Origin of the sequence: Plantibacter lichenum, assembly GCF_050587525.1 — a bacterium.
Lineage (GTDB): Bacteria > Actinomycetota > Actinomycetes > Actinomycetales > Microbacteriaceae > Plantibacter.
Genome location: NZ_JBOBFT010000001.1, coordinates 660607 through 677200, shown reverse-complemented (window position 1 = coordinate 677200; position 16594 = coordinate 660607). Strand labels below are relative to the sequence as shown.

Genomic DNA, 16594 nt, shown 5'->3' with positions numbered 1-16594 from the left:
GAGGAACGAGGGGCTCGGCCGAACATCCCGTTCCCTCCCTCGCGTTGGCCCTGCCCGAAGCGAGCGCGGATGGGTTCGCCACAACCGCGTCGTGTTGCTTGATGATTAACCCCAAATCGATGGTGAGAGCTCGGAGGAAAGCCGACGGCAGATCCACGTTCACAACCAGACTCAAATTGATATTGCATGTCAATATTCTATGGTTCGGAAATGAGGGTTTGCTGAAGCCGATGCTTGGCTGAGGCTGGAGTGCCGGACGCGCGCTAGCCCAGGGGCGCGCCGCGGGCTGCCATAAAGCTCTCGGCGTCGACTCGGGCACCATCAACGCGAACTTCGAAGTGAACGTGGCACCCTGTGGATGCTCCGGTGGTCCCGACGAGGGCAATCGTCGTCCCTGCCGCGACCTCTTGGCCGTTTCCTACGAGGAGCTCGCTGTTGTGTGCATACCCTGTTTTCACCCCGTTGCCGTGATCGATGAGCACCCAGTTGCCGTACGAACCCAGCCAGCCGGCGTACTCGACCGTTCCAGCCGACGCGGCATGAACCGACCGGCCGCAACCGGCTGCGATATCTGTCCCGGAATGGAAGGGGTTCACCCCTGGTACGGGGAGGCCGGGGCGAGGGCCAAACGAGTCCGTGATCCACCCAGAAATGGGTCTCGTCCAGCCCGATCCGCTCGCCGGCTCGCTGGTTGTGCTCGGGTGAGCCGCCGCTGCCACCGCGGCAGCGGCGGCAGCGGTAGCGGCGACTCGGGCTGACTCTCCTTTGCGGTAATCGGCTTCAGTTGCTTCCCGGTTTTCCTGAAGAACGGCGAGTTGAGCATTTAGGGTCACTGCGTGCTCCTGTTGCTGCGCTAGGGAATTCTGCGCGGCGGCACGGGCTTCGATGGCTTCCTGTAGCGACTGTTCCGCGTCGGCCTGCAGCTCTGCAAGCGCCTGCTGAGCAACCCGAGCTTGCGTGGTGAGAGCGGCTGCGGCCGCGAGGTCCACCCGAGCCCGCTCGTATGTCCGATTCGTGCGCTCGGTGAGCTTGCTGATGGTTGCCAATTGCGAGAGAAGGTCGGAGGCGTCGCTGCCGAGCACCAAGGTGGTGCTGAGATCCACGCCACCGGATCGCAACCATGAACTCACCAGCTTCCCGGCGCGTTCTCGTGACTCCTCTGCCTCTCGTGTCGCTTGTTCCGCCTGAGCTGCTAGTACCGCGGCACGGAATGTTTTCTCGTCGTAGGCCAGCTGAGCCGCCTCGTACGCTGCGGCGCGGTCGTTCGCGAGCTGATCGGATGCGGCGACCTCGGCATCGAGGCCATTGATCAGCGCCGCGATCTCGGTGACGCGGTCTCGCTTGGCTACCTCATTGCCCCGAACCGCTTCAACGTCCGACCAGCTCGGGTACTCATCGGCCACTGCGTGATGGGGAGCGGCTATGGCCACCGCCAGCACGCTCGCCGCGAGGATGCCGCCGGTAAGTACTCGAGCGCGTCTCCTGCCCGAGCTGTGGTTCTCAAGCGTTCTGCGTGGCATCGTCACGACACCCACCAAGCATCTCGCGCGGTCGCGCGAATGGCGGGAGCGGTGCGCCGTCGGCCCAAGCAATCTCTGATGGCGTCGCTGATCACGCACACCGCAACCAGGGTCATCGGCACAAGTGAGAACCCGGAAGTCGCGGAACTGAGGGATACCGGAGCGAACACCCCTCCAATTCCGGAAAGCACCACCACTGCGATGCCCGCACGCACGGCGAGTCGATTCCTGAACTGCACGCGTGGGCGCTGCGCAACGCAGAGCAGCGCCGAACGCCCGAAAGCGAACCCCGACACGATACGCAGCCGTCCTGCAGGCGCATCGAACTCGACCCTCGAGGGCCACATGTCGCTGCGGCCGAGTACGCCGCTTCCGAAACGAAGTGAACTCACGGGGTCAAGCGACGCCGACGATTGTGAGACCGGCATATTGCGGTGTCCCTCCGGATATAGGCAGCCACCAAGCAGCCAAAACATTGACATGAAATGTCAATATGGTAAAGGTAGACTCTAACATCGATGTGTTTGTGGAGCGGTTGCCGGCGGCCCGGCGGCCGCGGGGCTGCCCGACCGGCGCACTGGACAGATCGATCGGCCGGACGCGAACTCGGAAGGGGCCAAGCCAGCTCATGCCATTGCCAACCGGGACCCTCCAACTGGGTCGGCACCCATCGCGAACGGCGAACGCGGCGCCTATTCCTGCGGCAAGCAACGACGGTTCGCTCGGCTCGGAATCGATGCAGGGCGACGCCGAACGGCAGACGAGAGCCAGAGCATCCCGAACGGCAGTTGGTGCAGCGTCACCCGAGCTCTTTCCATCCGAGCTGGTTGCGCTCGGTCCCCGGCGCCGAGTGCGTCTTGAAGAGCGGCCCGTGACGGCGTGCAACATGGCAATCCTGCACACCATAGGCGCTCTGGCCGGCGGCATCGTTCGTGTCACGGTGCCGAGCCTGAACCATGCTCAGCGCAGGAGCATCATTCGCGCCACCGACTCCGCCATTCAGGCGGTGCAACGCCGAGATGTCGCAGCCCATGGCGCGGCGCGCTGGGCTCTTGTAGAACAATTCGCCGCTTCGTGTCCGAACCCCGTCCTCATCTGCGCGACCCAGCAGGCCATCATCGCTCTCGCCCACCGGTTGACACGTGCTGAATTTCGCGATGCCATCGACGCGCCTGCCACCATCGGACACACGAGCCGGGAATACCGGACTCTTCGAGCGGCCGTCGATGTGGGCGACGCAGTCACCGCTGAACAAGCAATGCAACGCGCTTTTCGTCTTCCAGGGCGCACGCCATGACGATGCGCCACCACGGAACAACCGCCTCGAAGTCCACTGTGTGGTGCATGGCCGTCCGGACGCGGCACATCGTCGATCCCGAAGTGCGCAACATCACACCCGTGAATGCCGCCATACGTCGGGGCAATCGGACATGCACACGCTGCGGCCGGCTCGGCATCGTCGTGTTCCAATTGCTGCGAAACTCGCAGCCCACGACCGCGTGGCAGTACAGCGCGCACCGCCAAACAGCCACTTGACCTACTGACGACGTGCCCTCCCGGACACAGCGGCTACCCGGAACGAATCGACGTCAACAAGCTGGTGTCCCATCCGTGCCCAGGAGATGACCACAGGATCACGGCATGATCAAGTCATTCCCACCCGCCGCACAATCCCCACTCGAGACCAGCACCGGTCGCACGACCGGCCACCGAGAGGATGAGCGTGTGCCTGCTGTTCGACATTCAAGAAGTTCGCGGTCGCAGCGGTGCCGCCGAACCGGACCGTTCTGGCGCTCGAAACGACCGTCCGCAGGAGCGCGATCTTGGCCGGCTCCTGGCCCGGCTCGCGGCGTCGTCGCCGGACGCCAGGGCTGTCACTGGCCCTTGAGTGATCGAACTCCTGGAATATGTTCCAGCAGCCCCAATATGTCGGTTTCGGCGACATGTTCAGCCCGATTGAGTCGGTGCAGAGGCGCATGTGAGGCACCGTGGGCGTCATAGGAGCGTTGACGTTGAGCAACTTCATCCGCGCTAATCCTCGTGCCCCCATGACCTCGGCGAGTATCGCCCGTCGGGTGGCGGGGGAGGGGATCGCGCTGTGGTGTTGACGCCGCCCACCGCAGGTTCTCGCCAGCCTCGCTAATACGGTCTCCTGCCCGGCTCCCTCGTGCAACGATCACGGCTCGCACCAGCAGCTGATCGGCGACGTCTTCGACTCGACCCCACAATCCGCCGCCGCGTCCGTATGGAGTATCGCGAACGGCGTCCGCCTGCAGGTCTGAAACAGCCCGCGCTGCGGGGGTATCCACTCCGGCGAGCTTGTCCCGAATGCCCTCCCATTCCGCTGCCGGAAGGGCTACAGCGTCGTAGACAGCGAACAACGCGTCGATCCGATACTGTCGCCGCCATCTCTGATTGTCTCCGTCAAGTCCCGCCTCGATCTTCGCGGATGCGAGCCTGCGTGCGCTCTCCGGATGCAGCCTGCCTAACCGGCGGTTGAATTCAAGCTCTCGAAGCAGCCCGCAGCTCGCTGCGTGCAGCAGCAGCGTGCGCAGCTGCGATTCCGAGGCTGGCGCGACCTCGTCATCAGACGTCGCTCCGCCCACGGTGGGCAGCTGTCCGCCGAATCGGCCGTGAAGGGTGAGGAGCACCCGGTTATGAAGAGCCGCCGTGTCCTCACGCGAGGTGTATACACCGACACTGCTCGGTGTGGGAGTACGCGAGGCGTGGCCGAACGCGGCACGTTCGGCATACCAGCGTTCCCAGCCGAGCACGGGCGCTGGGGCACCAGCGATATCGAGACGGAAGTCGCATCGAAGACGGCTCCCATCTGTTTGAGGAAACGGGGCGCGGCTGCACGGCCCTGGGCCGACACATCGGCATCCGGCCGTGTCCCGCGTCGCTGCAGCCGTCTCGGCGAGGAGACCAGATTCAGCGCCCACGGGCTGTCCGATGCGTCACGATCAAGTCTCGATACCAGTGGGCACTGCGCTTCGTGGTGCGAGTGTCCGTGCGGTGGTCCACGTGCACGAGTCCGAACCGGGAGGATTCGCTTTCGTCGCAGTTCACGGTGTCGACGAATGAGCGCACGAAATAACCGCGAACGTCCACCCCGTCGTTGTATGCGTCGAGGACTGCGCCGGTGTACCCGTCGAGGTAGTTGATGCGTTCGCTGTCGTCGAGAGTGCTGTGCCCTGCTGGGGCGTCTTCGAAACTCGCCCCGCTGCCGGTGACATATACCGGGCCTGGAGTGTACTCAGTGCTCACACGGTTGAGGACCTCGCGAAGTGCCGCGGGAGTGTTTGACCAACCTGTCGCGGTCGTCGCCGGCTCGACCGCCCGCACACAGGCGCCAAGGGCAGTGGCATTGACGGCAGTGCTGGCATGGACGTTGATGAAGTGGTTGACGCCAGCGAAATCAGCAGGCGTGGAGATGAGATCAAGGTCACCGGGTCGAACGGGATTGATGTCTTCCTCGTCGCCGCCGACTGGACCGAGGACCTCATCGATTTCCTCATTCCGTCCGAGATACAGCGGGTCAAGAACGATACGGTTGAGCTGCAAATCGATGTAGGCCGCCGCTTCTTGATCATCTGTGGAGTCGGATGCGGCAGAGACGTTGCTGACTGTGTTCGCGATCCCTACCCTCGTCCTGGGAGCGATGTCGCGAATCTTGCGCAATGCCAATCCGTGTCCGAGGAGCAAGTGGTGAAGCGCGCGTCGTGCCTCGGTGTCAGCATCGGCCCCGCATGCCCCTCGCGCGTGCTCGGCGAACGCTACGCTCCACGGTTCGTAGATCGTGATCCATGTGCTGACCACATCGGAGAACTCGGATATCACCAATGCTGCGTACTGCGCGAACTGTTCGGCGGTACGGCGCTGATGCCAGCCACCAGCCGCTAGAAGCGGCCGCGGCAACCCCCAGTGGTAGAGGGCGACGAACGGGTCGAGTGAACGTTCGCGAGCACCTTCGAAGATGTCTCGATAGAACGCGACTGCGGCTCTGTTCAGAGGGCCTGCTCCACTTGGTTGCAATTGCTCCCAGGATAAGGAGAGGTGCAACGCAGGAATCTGCAATTCGGCCATCCCATCCAGGTCGGCTTCCCATTGCCGCGCGTGATGAGACACTTCTCGGATCATGTTCGTACCTCGAACCGCAAACGTGGGGGAGAGCGGGTCCCGGCGGGGCAGTGACGTCGACCGTGCTGCGGGTTCATCGAACTGAAACGCCGATGTCGTCACGCCCCACACGAAATCAGCGGGAAGGAGATGAGCTCGGGGCCTACTGAGTGGACACATGATTCACAACGTCCTTTGCTGGTAATTGAGATGCGGTGCGATGTTCGGCTGTCTCTCCTACGGAACGAAGCGCCGTCCCCGGGAAAGGAGCCCCCTCTCGACGGGCGGTCGTCGAGTCCGGGATGCGTCCGATGAGCGCTGGTGACAGCTCTAACCGCATCGCAAGCCCTTCCAGAACCGCGTGCCGGTATGGGTGTAGCCGACCGATTCATAGAACGCGCCAGAGGCGCCGGGACGCAGCGAGGGCGGCAGATTCACCGATGCGGCTTTGCGGCCGATCGCCCAGGTCTCTGCGGTGGCGATGAGATCGTGGGCTGTCCTGCCCGGGTGGTGCGCTGCACTCACCAGCAAGCTCGTCACTTCCACGTGAGGCCGCCCAGGACCGGATGGCTGGACCAGATGGGCCGTCACCATTCCTGTGGGGCACCCGTCCGGGTCGGTGGCAGCCCACAACCGGTTATCGTTGCGAAGCTGGATCCAGTCCAACCGCGACGCAATGGCGGCAGTGGACGTAGAGTGCCCCAGCGCTGCAAGAAATTTCACCAATGGAGGCACATCGGCGAGGCGAACGCTCGAGATCCTCTGGCGTCGTCTTCCCGGTTGGTAGGCGCCGCTGACGTACGCCTCCCCCACCGTGACGACTTCGGCAAGCTGTTTCATTTGGATCTCCTCTGACCAGCTGGGACGCAAGCGGTAAGCCTCGCAACGACAGTTCGCATGTGAAATTATATCTCAATTTCTAAATCTGAGAATGAAGTGTTTTGCGCTCGCCCAGCAGGCGTGCCGCTTGTGATTCGAATGCGCACCCCGTGCTTCCATCGCCGCACTCGCCGGTTCGCATTCGGCGTGTGTGGGGCGCCCCGCCACCCGATCAAGCGCGTCGTTCTTGTCGGAGCCCGGAGTGCGACCTGTGAGTCGGGATCGATCCCGTCGCAGGCCGCGTCGGCCCGTGACTCGAATCGTCACCGGAGTCGTTAATTGCACAATCCACCTGTCGCGCCTGCGATCGACGAGCGACCTCACGGCGGTCCGTCAACTGACCACCAATGGTGGGCGTTACGCAAGGCCCGTCAATGAAACAGAGGCCTACCGGCGCCAGCGCCACAGGGCAAGAAGGACTAGGTCACGGGGTGGCAAGCGGTCCGATGCCACCCACGGGGTCAGCGACGATTGTGTGGGTCCCGTCGCCATCCGCCGACCACATCCCGTTCGCACGTGTCTGTCTCAATCTCGCATCGGTCCGTGAGGCGACGCATTGCGGGTTCTGCGGCCTGCGTCATCACGTTTGCGATGCAAGCACATATTTTGGGCGGATCCGGCGGCGTCGCGTCGCGCTCGAAGCCCGCCGCCTCGTGGGCGTGAGGCCACAGTGCCGCGCGACGCGACTGACATTGACATTAACATGCCTGTCGAAAACACAAAAGTTTCACCCTCGAGTGGCGGTTGGGTAGTCGGTGACTACTTTCGAAGACGTGGAAGACGTGACGACGTTGTGGTCTCCCAATCTCGTTGCTCGATACAAACGCTCAGAACGAGTAGAGAAGAGATCCCATGCGTAACGTTCGAAAGCTGGCGGTTGGTGCTGCACTGACCCTCGCGCTCACTGCGGGAAGTGTCTTGCCCGCATCCGCTGCGCCCATAGCCCCGGTGGGTATGGAGCAGGAGTAGAAAGCGCCGATCGGAGGATCTGCGTCAGGGGCCATCGGGTTGGCAGTCTCTTACAACTGGCTGACGCTCAACACGGAGCACCGCGGCACGCACTACAAGCTCGAAGGTGAGGGATGGGGGCTCGGGCTAGCCTGTGGCGCCGGCATCTCGGGCAACATCTACACCTATGACATGGGCCGGCTACTTCGGGACACGGTCAACTACCAGATGAACAACGCTGGCGTCTACGCGAACGTGAACTTCTTCGACTCGAGTGGAAACAATCTCGGGTCCCTGCAATCCGGATCGCGGGGTATCGCAGCTGTCGTCTTCGAGGGCTGGGGAGGCTGGAAGAAGATCTAACCCCACGTGCTAGTTGTAGTTCCCAAGGACGTTGTGATCAGCGTGGCGTCAGCTGAAGAGACGAAGACCTCCGGTATCGAAGTGGGTAACCACACTCAAATCGATTCCAGGAGGTCTTCGTGACCCACGCTAATGCCCCGTTGACGCCGGTGGGGCGTCTTCGTCTGGCAAGTCTCATCATCGACGACGGATGGCCGGTCCGTCGTGCCGCTGAAAGGTTCCAGGTCTCGCCGGCAACCGCGTCGCGGTGGGCGTCGAGGCATCGTGCCGGACTCCCGATGACGGATCTGTCATCGTGTCCGCACCGGTCACCCAACCGCACCCCTCGGCGTCTGGAGCGGCGGATCGTGACGTTGCGGTTCACCGCCGGTGGGGTCCGCACCGGATCGGCTATCACTTGCAGGTTGCCCGCTCCACGGTCGAGCAGGTCCTAGCCCGCTACCGGTTGCCGCGTCTGGCCTACCTGGACCAAGCCACCGGGCTGCCGGCGAGACGCCCGAAGCCGGTCCGCTACGAGCACGAACACCCGGGCGATCTGGTTCATGTCGATATCAAGAAAGAGGGACGCATCCCCGATGGTGGAGGCCACCGCATGCTGGGTCGCATGATCGGCAATCGCAACAACAAGAAGCAGGGCCGCGGCTACTCATTCCTGCATCACGCGGTCGATGACAACTCCCGCCTGGCTTGCTCCGAGATCCTCGCGGACGAGAAACAAGAGACCGCAGCCGGTTTCTGGCTGCGCGCCAACTTGTTCTTCGAAAGCCACGGCATCACCGTCAAACGCGTCCTCACCGCCAACGGCTCCTGCTACCGCTCACGCGTGTTCAACGCAGCGTTGGGACCTGCGATCACACACAAGTTCACGCGCCCCTACCGCCCGCAAACCAACGGGAAAGTCGAGCGCTTCAACCGCACCCTCGCCCAAGAATGGGTCTACGCCCACACCTACGCCTCAGACGACGCACGAGCCGCCACCTACCAGCAGTGGGTTCACAACTACAATCACCACAGACCCCACACCGGCATCGGCGGCAAGTCACCTATTCAACGCGTCCACAACGTCCCCGGGAAGAACAGCTAGTCGGGCAGGCTCGCGAACGACGCTGGACGTGAGCCTGCCCAACCACTCAAGCTGCGGACTTCCTCACGGATTCGTAACCGAGTGCGGCCGGGACGGCTCGTCTCGAAGGCAGAGCAACCCGTGGCGGACTGCGCGCTGGGGCCCTGCTTTAGCGTGCGCGTCGCTCCTTTCTCGTTCTCGAGAGGGCGAGCAGCCCGCTGCCAAGCGTCACAAACAAAATGGCAAGGGCGCCGCCTCGTAGGTCGACGCCTGCAGCTGCGAGCGATGGAGTCTGGGTGGTGGGCCTGGCGGGGACAGCGATCGTGATGTTGATGCTGATTTGTGCGGAGCTCACCGTGCCGCCGGTCGTGGTCTGAATTGCGCTCAATGTGTGCGCGCCCGCGGCGAGCGTCGTGGTCACGACACTCCACGTCCCGTAAGCGTCAACAGTTGCTGAGCCAACCGTGGAACCTGCGTTGTTGGTCAGCACTACTGATGCGCCGGGTTGGCCGGTCCCCGACACTGTCGGTGTTGTGGTCTCCGCGGTTGATCCATCTGCCGGAGTGGTAATCGCTACCGTTGCGGGGATCTCGATCGTGATGCTGATCTGTGCGGAGCTCGCGGTGCCGCCGGTTGTGATTTGTGTCGCGCTCAACGTGTGTGCGCCCGCGGCGAGTGTCGTGGTCACGACACTCCACGTCCCGTCAGCACCCACGGTTGCTGAGCCGACGGTTAAGCCTGAGTCATCTGTCACGACCACTGACGCGCCTGGTTGGCCGGTCCCCGACACCGTCGGTGTCGTGGTCTCTTCGGTTGACCCATTTGTCGGCGACGTGGTCGCTACCGCAACTGGGACGGTAATCGTGTGTGAAGCGCCCACTGTCTCCCCACCAGGGCCGGTCGCTTTCACGGTGAACGTGAAGTCGCCTGCCGTGGTCGGTGTTCCAGCGAGCACCCCCGCCGAAGTGAGCGTCAGCCCGGGAGGCAATGCGCCAGAGGCCACTGCGAACGAGTCTGTGTTCAAAGCCTCGAACGTGTACGAGTACGCCGCCGATATCGCTCCCGTCGCCGGGGGAGCATCTGCCGTGAGTACCGGTGCCGGCAATTTCTTCAACGCCAAACTGAACATGCCGCCACCGGCGATCGCGGTCACGTCACTCATTGCATCCGCAGGAACGGTGCTCTGCCCTTCACTGTTGTCGCCCCAGGCGATCACGGACCCGTCAGCCTTTAACGCCAAACTGAACCTCTCTCCACCGGCGATCGCGGTCACGTCACTCATCGCAGCTGTGGGGATATTGCTCTGGCCGTCACCGTTGTCGCCCCAGGCGATCACGGACCCGTCAGCCTTCAACGCCAAACTGTGAATGTTGCCTGCCGCGATTGCAGTCACGTCGCTCATCGCGGCCGCAGGAACAGTGCTCTGTCCACTGAAGTTGTAGCCCCAGGCGATCACGGACCCGTCAGTCTTCAACGCCAAACTGAACAAGCCACCACCAGCGATCGCGGTCACGTCGCTCATCGCGGCCGCGGGAACAAGGCTCTGTTTGTAGGAATTGTCGCCCCAGGCGATCACGGACCCATCAGCTTTCAACGCCAAACTGTGAGCTCTGCCCGCAGCGATCGCGGTCACTCCACTCGTGGCAGCCTCAGGAACCGTGCTCTGCCCGTAGTAGTTCTCGCCCCAGGCGATCACGGACCCGTCGGCCTTCAGCGCCAAACTGAACAAGGCGCCGGCTGCGATTGCGGTCACGTCAGTCGTCGCCGCTGCAGGAACCGTGCTCTGTCTGAAGTAGTTGTCGCCCCAGGCGATCACGGACCCGTCGGCCTTCAAAGCCAAACTGTGAATACTACCGGCCGCGATCGCGACCACACTCCCCGCGGTGCCCGCGGGCATCGTGAGCTGTCCACTCCGGTCTGAACCCCACCCGACAACCCCTCCCGACGTGAGTACTGCGGCAGGGGCAGCCGGCGAACTCGCCGGGAGTGTAGCGAGCGCCGCACCACCCCCGAAGAATGTAAGCACAGAACCCACGACAACGGCGAAGCCAACCAGCCTCTTGCAGGCAAAGCGCGGTGTGTCAGCGGTCTCAAGCACAAAAAACTCCCATCATTGGGGTGACGTGCTGCTCTCGGGTTGAGAGAGGTAGATCCAGGGCGAGTTGCCGACGCCAATCCACGAAGCCCCATGGTACCGAGTCGTCGAATTGACGTCCGGATCCTCCCGGGTCGTCGTCTGGTTGGCGGAATCGCACGAGTGCTGAGTCGTGCTGTGGAAGCGGACATCCAGTATCCCCGCGCGCGGGAGTGTCGGAGCATCGTGCGACATATGCGACGATCGTCCACTTCGCCCCACTACCGCGTACTGGCATACACTTCGTTTTCGAATCCGAGCAGGAATAGGCCACCAAGCACGGGCCCAGCGATCCCGATCGCTGCACCGCGCACATGCCATTTGATGGGTTGATACTCGCTCGCCTCAAGGCCTGAGAAGGAGAGGCGCGCAGCCGCTTTTGCGCCAACGACGCCCTCTGACCAACACCCGATGAACGCGAGCAGCACAGCCAGAGTCACGGTCGACCCTCGCGACTGCCCGGAGAGTGCCGCCTTGTCCATGCATCACAACTCCTACATGATCCGTGTCGTAAAGATACGCGCACTAGCCAGAAATTAGTATTGACGGACAATATCACAGGTCCTCAGTCGTGCGTTGGCTGAAATGCCCTTTCCCAGCGAATCGTTGGTCGCCCCCGGCCAGTCAGGCAGGAGCTCGGCGCGAGCAATGGGTCGTAGAGCCAACGAACCCAGACCGTGATCACGGTTCTGCGTTCCGCCGGTCGGAAAGCGCGGCATCGGCAAACGCGGGTCTGTCGACGCGCGTGGCAGGGTCGGCGCAACATCTACTTCAACCGCCAAAAACTGGCATGGAGAGCCCCGAAGGCAAACGTTCCGGCATGCCGAACCGGCCTGTTGTTACTCAGAACCCAGCTCCATGCAATGTCCCTCGAAGGGATAACTCGTCGGAGTCCTCCATAAAGATACGGCGCATATCCATTAACGTACGGGTGGGCTTTTCGCCCGCCTGTACAGATCAGTGGCGTCGGTGAGTGGCCCAGCTTCGAAGCGCGAGCGGGCAACCAGACCATACAGATGGAGCGGCAGTACATTTGCCACGATCAGTTCTCGTTCGTCGAGGCCCCCTGGAACCTTGACGCCTGGATCAGCCGTGGCAGCCACCAGGGCAGCGTCGTCAACGGCTGCAACTACTCAATGAGAGTGAGCGCATCATGAGCCGGAAGACACGCGCCTGGATTGGCTTACTTGTGGCCGGTTTCGTTGGAGCAATCGACTCCGGATCGCGCTTGCTCGTCTCCGGATATCAAGCAGGCCTCAATCCCGGAGGAGGATCCTTCGCGGCACCCCGGATCTCCCTCTTCATCTTCATCGTTGTCCTGATCATCACGTTCATAGTGTTGCTCCGAGTCGCTTCCCGGAGCTCCCGCAAGGCACAGTGATTGCCCCTCCAATAGCGACGGCATGAAACGCCACTCAGAATACGGGGCCGACCGGCTGGAAGGACCCCTGCCTGTTCAGGAGTGGGCGATCTACCCGCCGAGAACAACCGGCGGTTGATCGGACAGAGAGGAGCAGGGGGGGGGTAAGCCAGAGCGATAGACCGGCAGGGCTCAGCTCATCGGGAGTGCCACTTCTGCTCAGGCCCCTCGCGTGAGCTCTGCGGTGACTTCGATTGTCGCGGTCGACCTTGCGTTCGTCGCCAGCGCGTTCCTCAACGAGCTCACCGGCAGGTGTCCCAGAACCATGGAACTGGGACGGCATTCAGCCGAAGATGCAGACGCCCACCATTCCGAGAAATCAGTCATCCCACATGTCATCCCACAACGTCGTCCCGCAATAATCGTACGGTTACGACAACCGGTACGGTGTCGGGATGGACATCGGCTATGCGCGCGTCTCGACCGCGAAACAAGACCTCGAACGACAAATCGACGCCCTCACCCAGGCCGGGATCGCACGCAAACAGATCTATATCGACAAGAAATCCGGCGCCACCACCAACAGGCCGGGCCTTTACGCCGCCCTCGAGTACGCGCGTGATGGCGACGTCATCGTCGTGTACACCCTCGACAGGCTCGGTCGCACTGTGCGCGACACCCTGAACCTCATCCACGATCTCCAAGAACGCGGCATTGGAGTCCGGAACCTCGCCGACCCCATCAAAATCGATTCAGCCAACCCTGACGACCCGATGGCCGGACTCGCGCTCGTACTCCTGGCCCTGTTCGGGCAGATGGAACGCACCTACACCCTCGAGCGCGCGGCCCACGCTCGAGCCGTCGCCACAGCAAACGGCCAACGAATCGGCCGCCCCACCGTCGTTGACCCCACCAAACTCGCCTACGCCCAGCACCTCCGCGACACCGGGCACACCATGGGCGAGATCGTCACCGAGACCGGCATCACCCGCACCAGCCTCTACCGACACCTTCCACCCCGGCCAGAACAACCACTCACCGCCGGCTGAGACCAGTTGACAATCCTGGTGCACCCGCCGTGTGAAGGCCTCACCCGCTATTCAGGAGATGCCGGACGAGGCCTGTGCTGGGACGGAGCGTTTCCGAACCGTGATCTTCCACCGGTATATGAAGTTATATGTTAGTTCTGCCGGGTTGGTATTGGTACCCCCGGATCGAAGGAGATCTCGGATGGAAATACGCGTGTCCGGCAAACCCCGAACTAGAGTCCGTCGCTGGACTTGGGCGACGAGCACTATCGACGCGGCGGCAACGTTCCCCGTCGTGACAAATTGCTGAGGCGATGATGGTTGATTCGAAACTGGAAGGGCCAGGACTGCATGCTTGGGGAGGTCCACGCACCCTCGCTGCTCTCGCAGTCATGCTGGTCGGGACCAACCTCGCTACCTGGTCACTGACGGCAGGCAGAGGTCACTCATCGTTGGAAGTTGTCGCGGCTGGTGTCGTCATCATGGCGCTGATTCTGACGCCGTGTCTGTTTCCGTCTGGCGAAGGCCGATGGCGTCGTCGGCTTCGGCGGCGGGCTGTGCTTTGGCCACTCGGGCTCAGCCTGCTTGTCTCCGCTACCGCTTTTGTTCTCGTAGCGTTCGACGTTGAACGGATGGCGGTGGTGCTTATCGCGACCGGGCAAGGGTCTTACGCCCTCGGCGTGATCATGCAGCAGCTCCTGAGCGACTGAGCCGAGCCCGGCAGCAGCGGCACAAGAGGCCCGGAATAGCGGGTTCGCGTCGCGTGCTTTCGTGCTTGCGTTGTCTCTTTGTGCGGATTTTCGAGCTCTACGGGCCGCGGAGCGGGGGGGGCAATTTAGTTCAGCGTCGCGCGGAGAGAAGAAGGCTGCCGGCACCGTGGCGGATGAACCCGAACCGCTCGTAGACGCGGGCGAGCTTGTCATCTCCAGCGACGACGACGACAATATCGCCGGCGGGAACAACGTTACGGACAACTTGCGCGGCGAACAGGAAACCGGAGGATGGTGATCGCGGGTCCTTGCCCAGACTCTGTACAGTCCAATACGGGCGCTTCGGTGGAGCAAACGCGAGCTCGAGGCTGGCGCCCAGCGCTTGCCCCGACGTCGCCGCTACAGCGATGCTCGCTCCCAACAGGTATACCCATGCCAGTGGCCCCAGCAGAACTGGCGCGGAAACAAGAATCAAGGTGAGCAACAGGTACCCAAGAATGAGTCGCCACGGCCTGATTCCTCGCTCTGAGCGGTGGAGAAACAACGCGACACCGCGATCATCGTTGAGGTAGGTGCCACCTGCGATCGCGTAAGGGATCCCGGAAAGAAGTGCATCGGTGAGAGCAGTGCCGCGACCAGGTAGATCCACCAATGAGGGCGGCTGCGTCGTGCTGGGATTTCCCAGCGCGTGGCAAACGCTACCGACACCAGCCACACCGCTTGCGGATACCGCCACCAAGATGCTCGCATTACGTTCTCCGTCACCATCGATGCGCCAAGTACGCCCGAACGCCCGACGCTAGTCCAGAGACGTGGGCTTGGTCGGCTCTGTGGTTAGGCACTAGATGAGGATTCGCTGCACTCGCCGCTCCGCGGCGTGGTGGTCGCTGTCAGACCTGATCACTTACCTCTCGTCTCTCGGAGGATTCCGAGTACCGTCAGTCCGATTGCCCAGAGTGCGACGCCCGCGGTCGCCGCCCATGCGTCGCTCACATTTGAGATAGAAGCGGATGCGAGCAGCCCCAAGGTCTTGTCCGAGATAGCGCCAGTCCAGGTCTGGCCAGCGAGCCCGGAAACAATCAGCGTGACGGGCAGGAGCAGATATAGCGCCAGGGCGACGAATGTCGTCGCAGCAGAGGATTGGCAGAACGCGCCGACGCCCGCCCCTGCGGAGGCGAGCAATGCTGTTGTCAGAAGCAGGCGGGCGAGTCCGCCTGCCAGGTTGCCTGTCGCGATTGCGCTCGGTTCCATTGTGAGGATCGCCACCGTGCTGATGATCGTCGTAACGAGGACGACCGCGACAGCGAGCGTTGCGTGGGCAGCAGCGAGGGCAAGGAGCTGTAGTCCCCGCGCCGGGACAAGTACCCGCACGAGTTCGATCGCGCCGGACGGATGATCGCGGGCGACTGCCAGAGCGGTGCTGAGCATTACGACGAACCCGACAACATCGGCACTCAAGACGATCATGTCGCTGGACAAGGGCTCCTCGGAGGCGCTGGATACAATCACACGCGCGGCGAAGATCGCCAAAGTAACGATGGAAGCAGCCGACAGGAATGCGATCACTGATCGCGTCTTGGTAGATGTCGTCGAGGGATCGCTCCCGTGTCGTCAACTCGTCGAGCGCGATCCCCTGGTGCGCCGCGACGTGAAACACATCTCGTACTGTGAGCCCTGAAATGGCAACACGGCCGTCTAGGCCCCCTGAGGACGTCGCCCCACGCGCGTGAACGGCTGCCGCGAGCTCGTTTGGCTGGTCCGTGCACGCGAATTACATGTGGTCTGCCCTGGGAGGCCAGTTCATCGAGCGTGCCGTTCAGCACGATCCGTCCTTTATTGATGAGCACGATGTTGTCTGCAATGAGAGTCAGCTCGCTCACGATGCGAGACGAGAGCAGGATGCCGACGCCTTCTTCGCGGAGCTGACGGAGCAGGTCGCGGCGCCAGGCGATGCCACTGGGGTCGAGTCCGTTCAATGGTTCATCCAGGATGAGGTGATGGGGCGAGCCGAGCAGTGCAACACCGATCCCCAGGCGCTGGCGCATGCCGAGCGATAGCTGCCCGACGCGACGTTCCCCCGCATCGGCAAGCCCCACGAGATCGAGTGGCGAAGTGCTTCGCGGCGTGACGCCTTGCGTGCGCGCACAGTAGTCCAGAAGGTCCCGAGCTCGGAGGTTTGGCATCAACCATCGTGCATCCAGCAGACTCCCGACCTCTCGGAGTGGCACACGCAGGTCACGGTAGTTGCGGCCATCGATGAGCGCATGCCCGCGTTGGGCTGACGTCAGTCCGAGCGCGACTCGCATCGAAGTGGATTTCCCCGCACCGTTTGGTCCAGCAAACCCGCTGACACGGCCGGTGGGCACGACGAAGGAGATGTCCTCGATGATCGGGCGGTTCCCAATCGCTCTTGAGACGGTTTCGAACGTGATCATGATCTCAACTTCTGTGGTGCGGATGGGGTGAACTC

11 protein-coding genes and 1 pseudogene are annotated in these 16594 nt (G+C 62.7%); 4 read left to right on the top strand and 8 right to left on the bottom strand.

Going from position 1 to position 16594, the window contains the following annotated elements:
• Positions 1 to 263: 263 nt before the first annotated feature.
• Positions 264 to 1403 (bottom strand): M23 family metallopeptidase, encoded by a 1140-nt coding sequence (locus ACQ3HB_RS02940; RefSeq protein WP_430917565.1) that lies wholly within the window; start codon positions 1401 to 1403, stop codon positions 264 to 266.
• Between the two features lie 1003 nt (positions 1404 to 2406).
• Here ACQ3HB_RS02940 and ACQ3HB_RS02935 point away from each other — a divergent pair.
• Positions 2407 to 2817, top strand: coding sequence for an FCD domain-containing protein (locus ACQ3HB_RS02935; protein ID WP_430917563.1), 411 nt, complete (start codon positions 2407 to 2409; stop codon positions 2815 to 2817).
• Positions 2818 to 3394: 577 nt separating this feature from the next.
• Here ACQ3HB_RS02935 and ACQ3HB_RS02930 read toward each other — a convergent pair.
• From ACQ3HB_RS02930 to ACQ3HB_RS02920, 3 genes are all read right to left on the bottom strand, one after another.
• Positions 3395 to 4294 carry a hypothetical protein gene (locus ACQ3HB_RS02930; RefSeq protein WP_430917562.1) on the bottom strand — a complete coding sequence of 300 codons (900 nt, stop codon included), beginning with the start codon at positions 4292 to 4294 and terminating at the stop codon, positions 3395 to 3397.
• A gap of 157 nt (positions 4295 to 4451) precedes the next feature.
• The gene (locus ACQ3HB_RS02925) at positions 4452 to 5819 is read right to left on the bottom strand and encodes a family 1 glycosylhydrolase (RefSeq protein ID WP_430917561.1); all 1368 of its coding nucleotides are present in this window, start codon (positions 5817 to 5819) and stop codon (positions 4452 to 4454) included.
• 150 nt (positions 5820 to 5969) lie between these two features.
• Entirely contained in the window at positions 5970 to 6479 is a 510-nt protein-coding gene (locus tag ACQ3HB_RS02920) for a GNAT family N-acetyltransferase (RefSeq protein WP_430917559.1), read from the bottom strand.
• A gap of 1017 nt (positions 6480 to 7496) precedes the next feature.
• On the opposite strand from ACQ3HB_RS02920, the gene ACQ3HB_RS02915 reads away from it, so the two are divergent.
• Both ACQ3HB_RS02915 and ACQ3HB_RS02910 read left to right on the top strand, forming a co-directional pair.
• Positions 7497 to 7829, top strand: coding sequence for a VapA/VapB family virulence-associated protein (locus tag ACQ3HB_RS02915; protein ID WP_430917764.1), 333 nt, complete (start codon positions 7497 to 7499; stop codon positions 7827 to 7829).
• A 119-nt stretch (positions 7830 to 7948) separates the two neighbouring features.
• Positions 7949 to 8913: pseudogene (locus ACQ3HB_RS02910) on the top strand (IS481 family transposase).
• A 148-nt stretch (positions 8914 to 9061) separates the two neighbouring features.
• Here the strand turns inward: ACQ3HB_RS02910 and ACQ3HB_RS02905 are convergent.
• Positions 9062 to 10789 (bottom strand): RCC1 domain-containing protein, encoded by a 1728-nt coding sequence (locus ACQ3HB_RS02905; protein ID WP_430917557.1) that lies wholly within the window; start codon positions 10787 to 10789, stop codon positions 9062 to 9064.
• 2052 nt (positions 10790 to 12841) lie between these two features.
• Here ACQ3HB_RS02905 and ACQ3HB_RS02900 point away from each other — a divergent pair.
• Positions 12842 to 13435, top strand: a complete 594-nt coding sequence (locus ACQ3HB_RS02900) for a recombinase family protein (protein WP_430917555.1) — start codon at positions 12842 to 12844, stop codon at positions 13433 to 13435.
• 819 nt (positions 13436 to 14254) lie between these two features.
• On the opposite strand, the gene ACQ3HB_RS02895 is transcribed toward ACQ3HB_RS02900, so the two are convergent.
• The 3 genes from ACQ3HB_RS02895 to ACQ3HB_RS02885 form a co-directional block, all read right to left on the bottom strand.
• Positions 14255 to 14860, bottom strand: coding sequence for a hypothetical protein (locus tag ACQ3HB_RS02895; protein WP_430917553.1), 606 nt, complete (start codon positions 14858 to 14860; stop codon positions 14255 to 14257).
• A gap of 164 nt (positions 14861 to 15024) precedes the next feature.
• Positions 15025 to 15690 carry a hypothetical protein gene (locus tag ACQ3HB_RS02890; RefSeq protein WP_430917551.1) on the bottom strand — a complete coding sequence of 222 codons (666 nt, stop codon included), beginning with the start codon at positions 15688 to 15690 and terminating at the stop codon, positions 15025 to 15027.
• Positions 15687 to 16559, bottom strand: a complete 873-nt coding sequence (locus tag ACQ3HB_RS02885; RefSeq protein ID WP_430917549.1) for an ATP-binding cassette domain-containing protein — start codon at positions 16557 to 16559, stop codon at positions 15687 to 15689. Before ACQ3HB_RS02885 ends, ACQ3HB_RS02890 begins: the two co-directional genes overlap by 4 nt.
• Positions 16560 to 16594 lie beyond the last annotated feature (35 nt).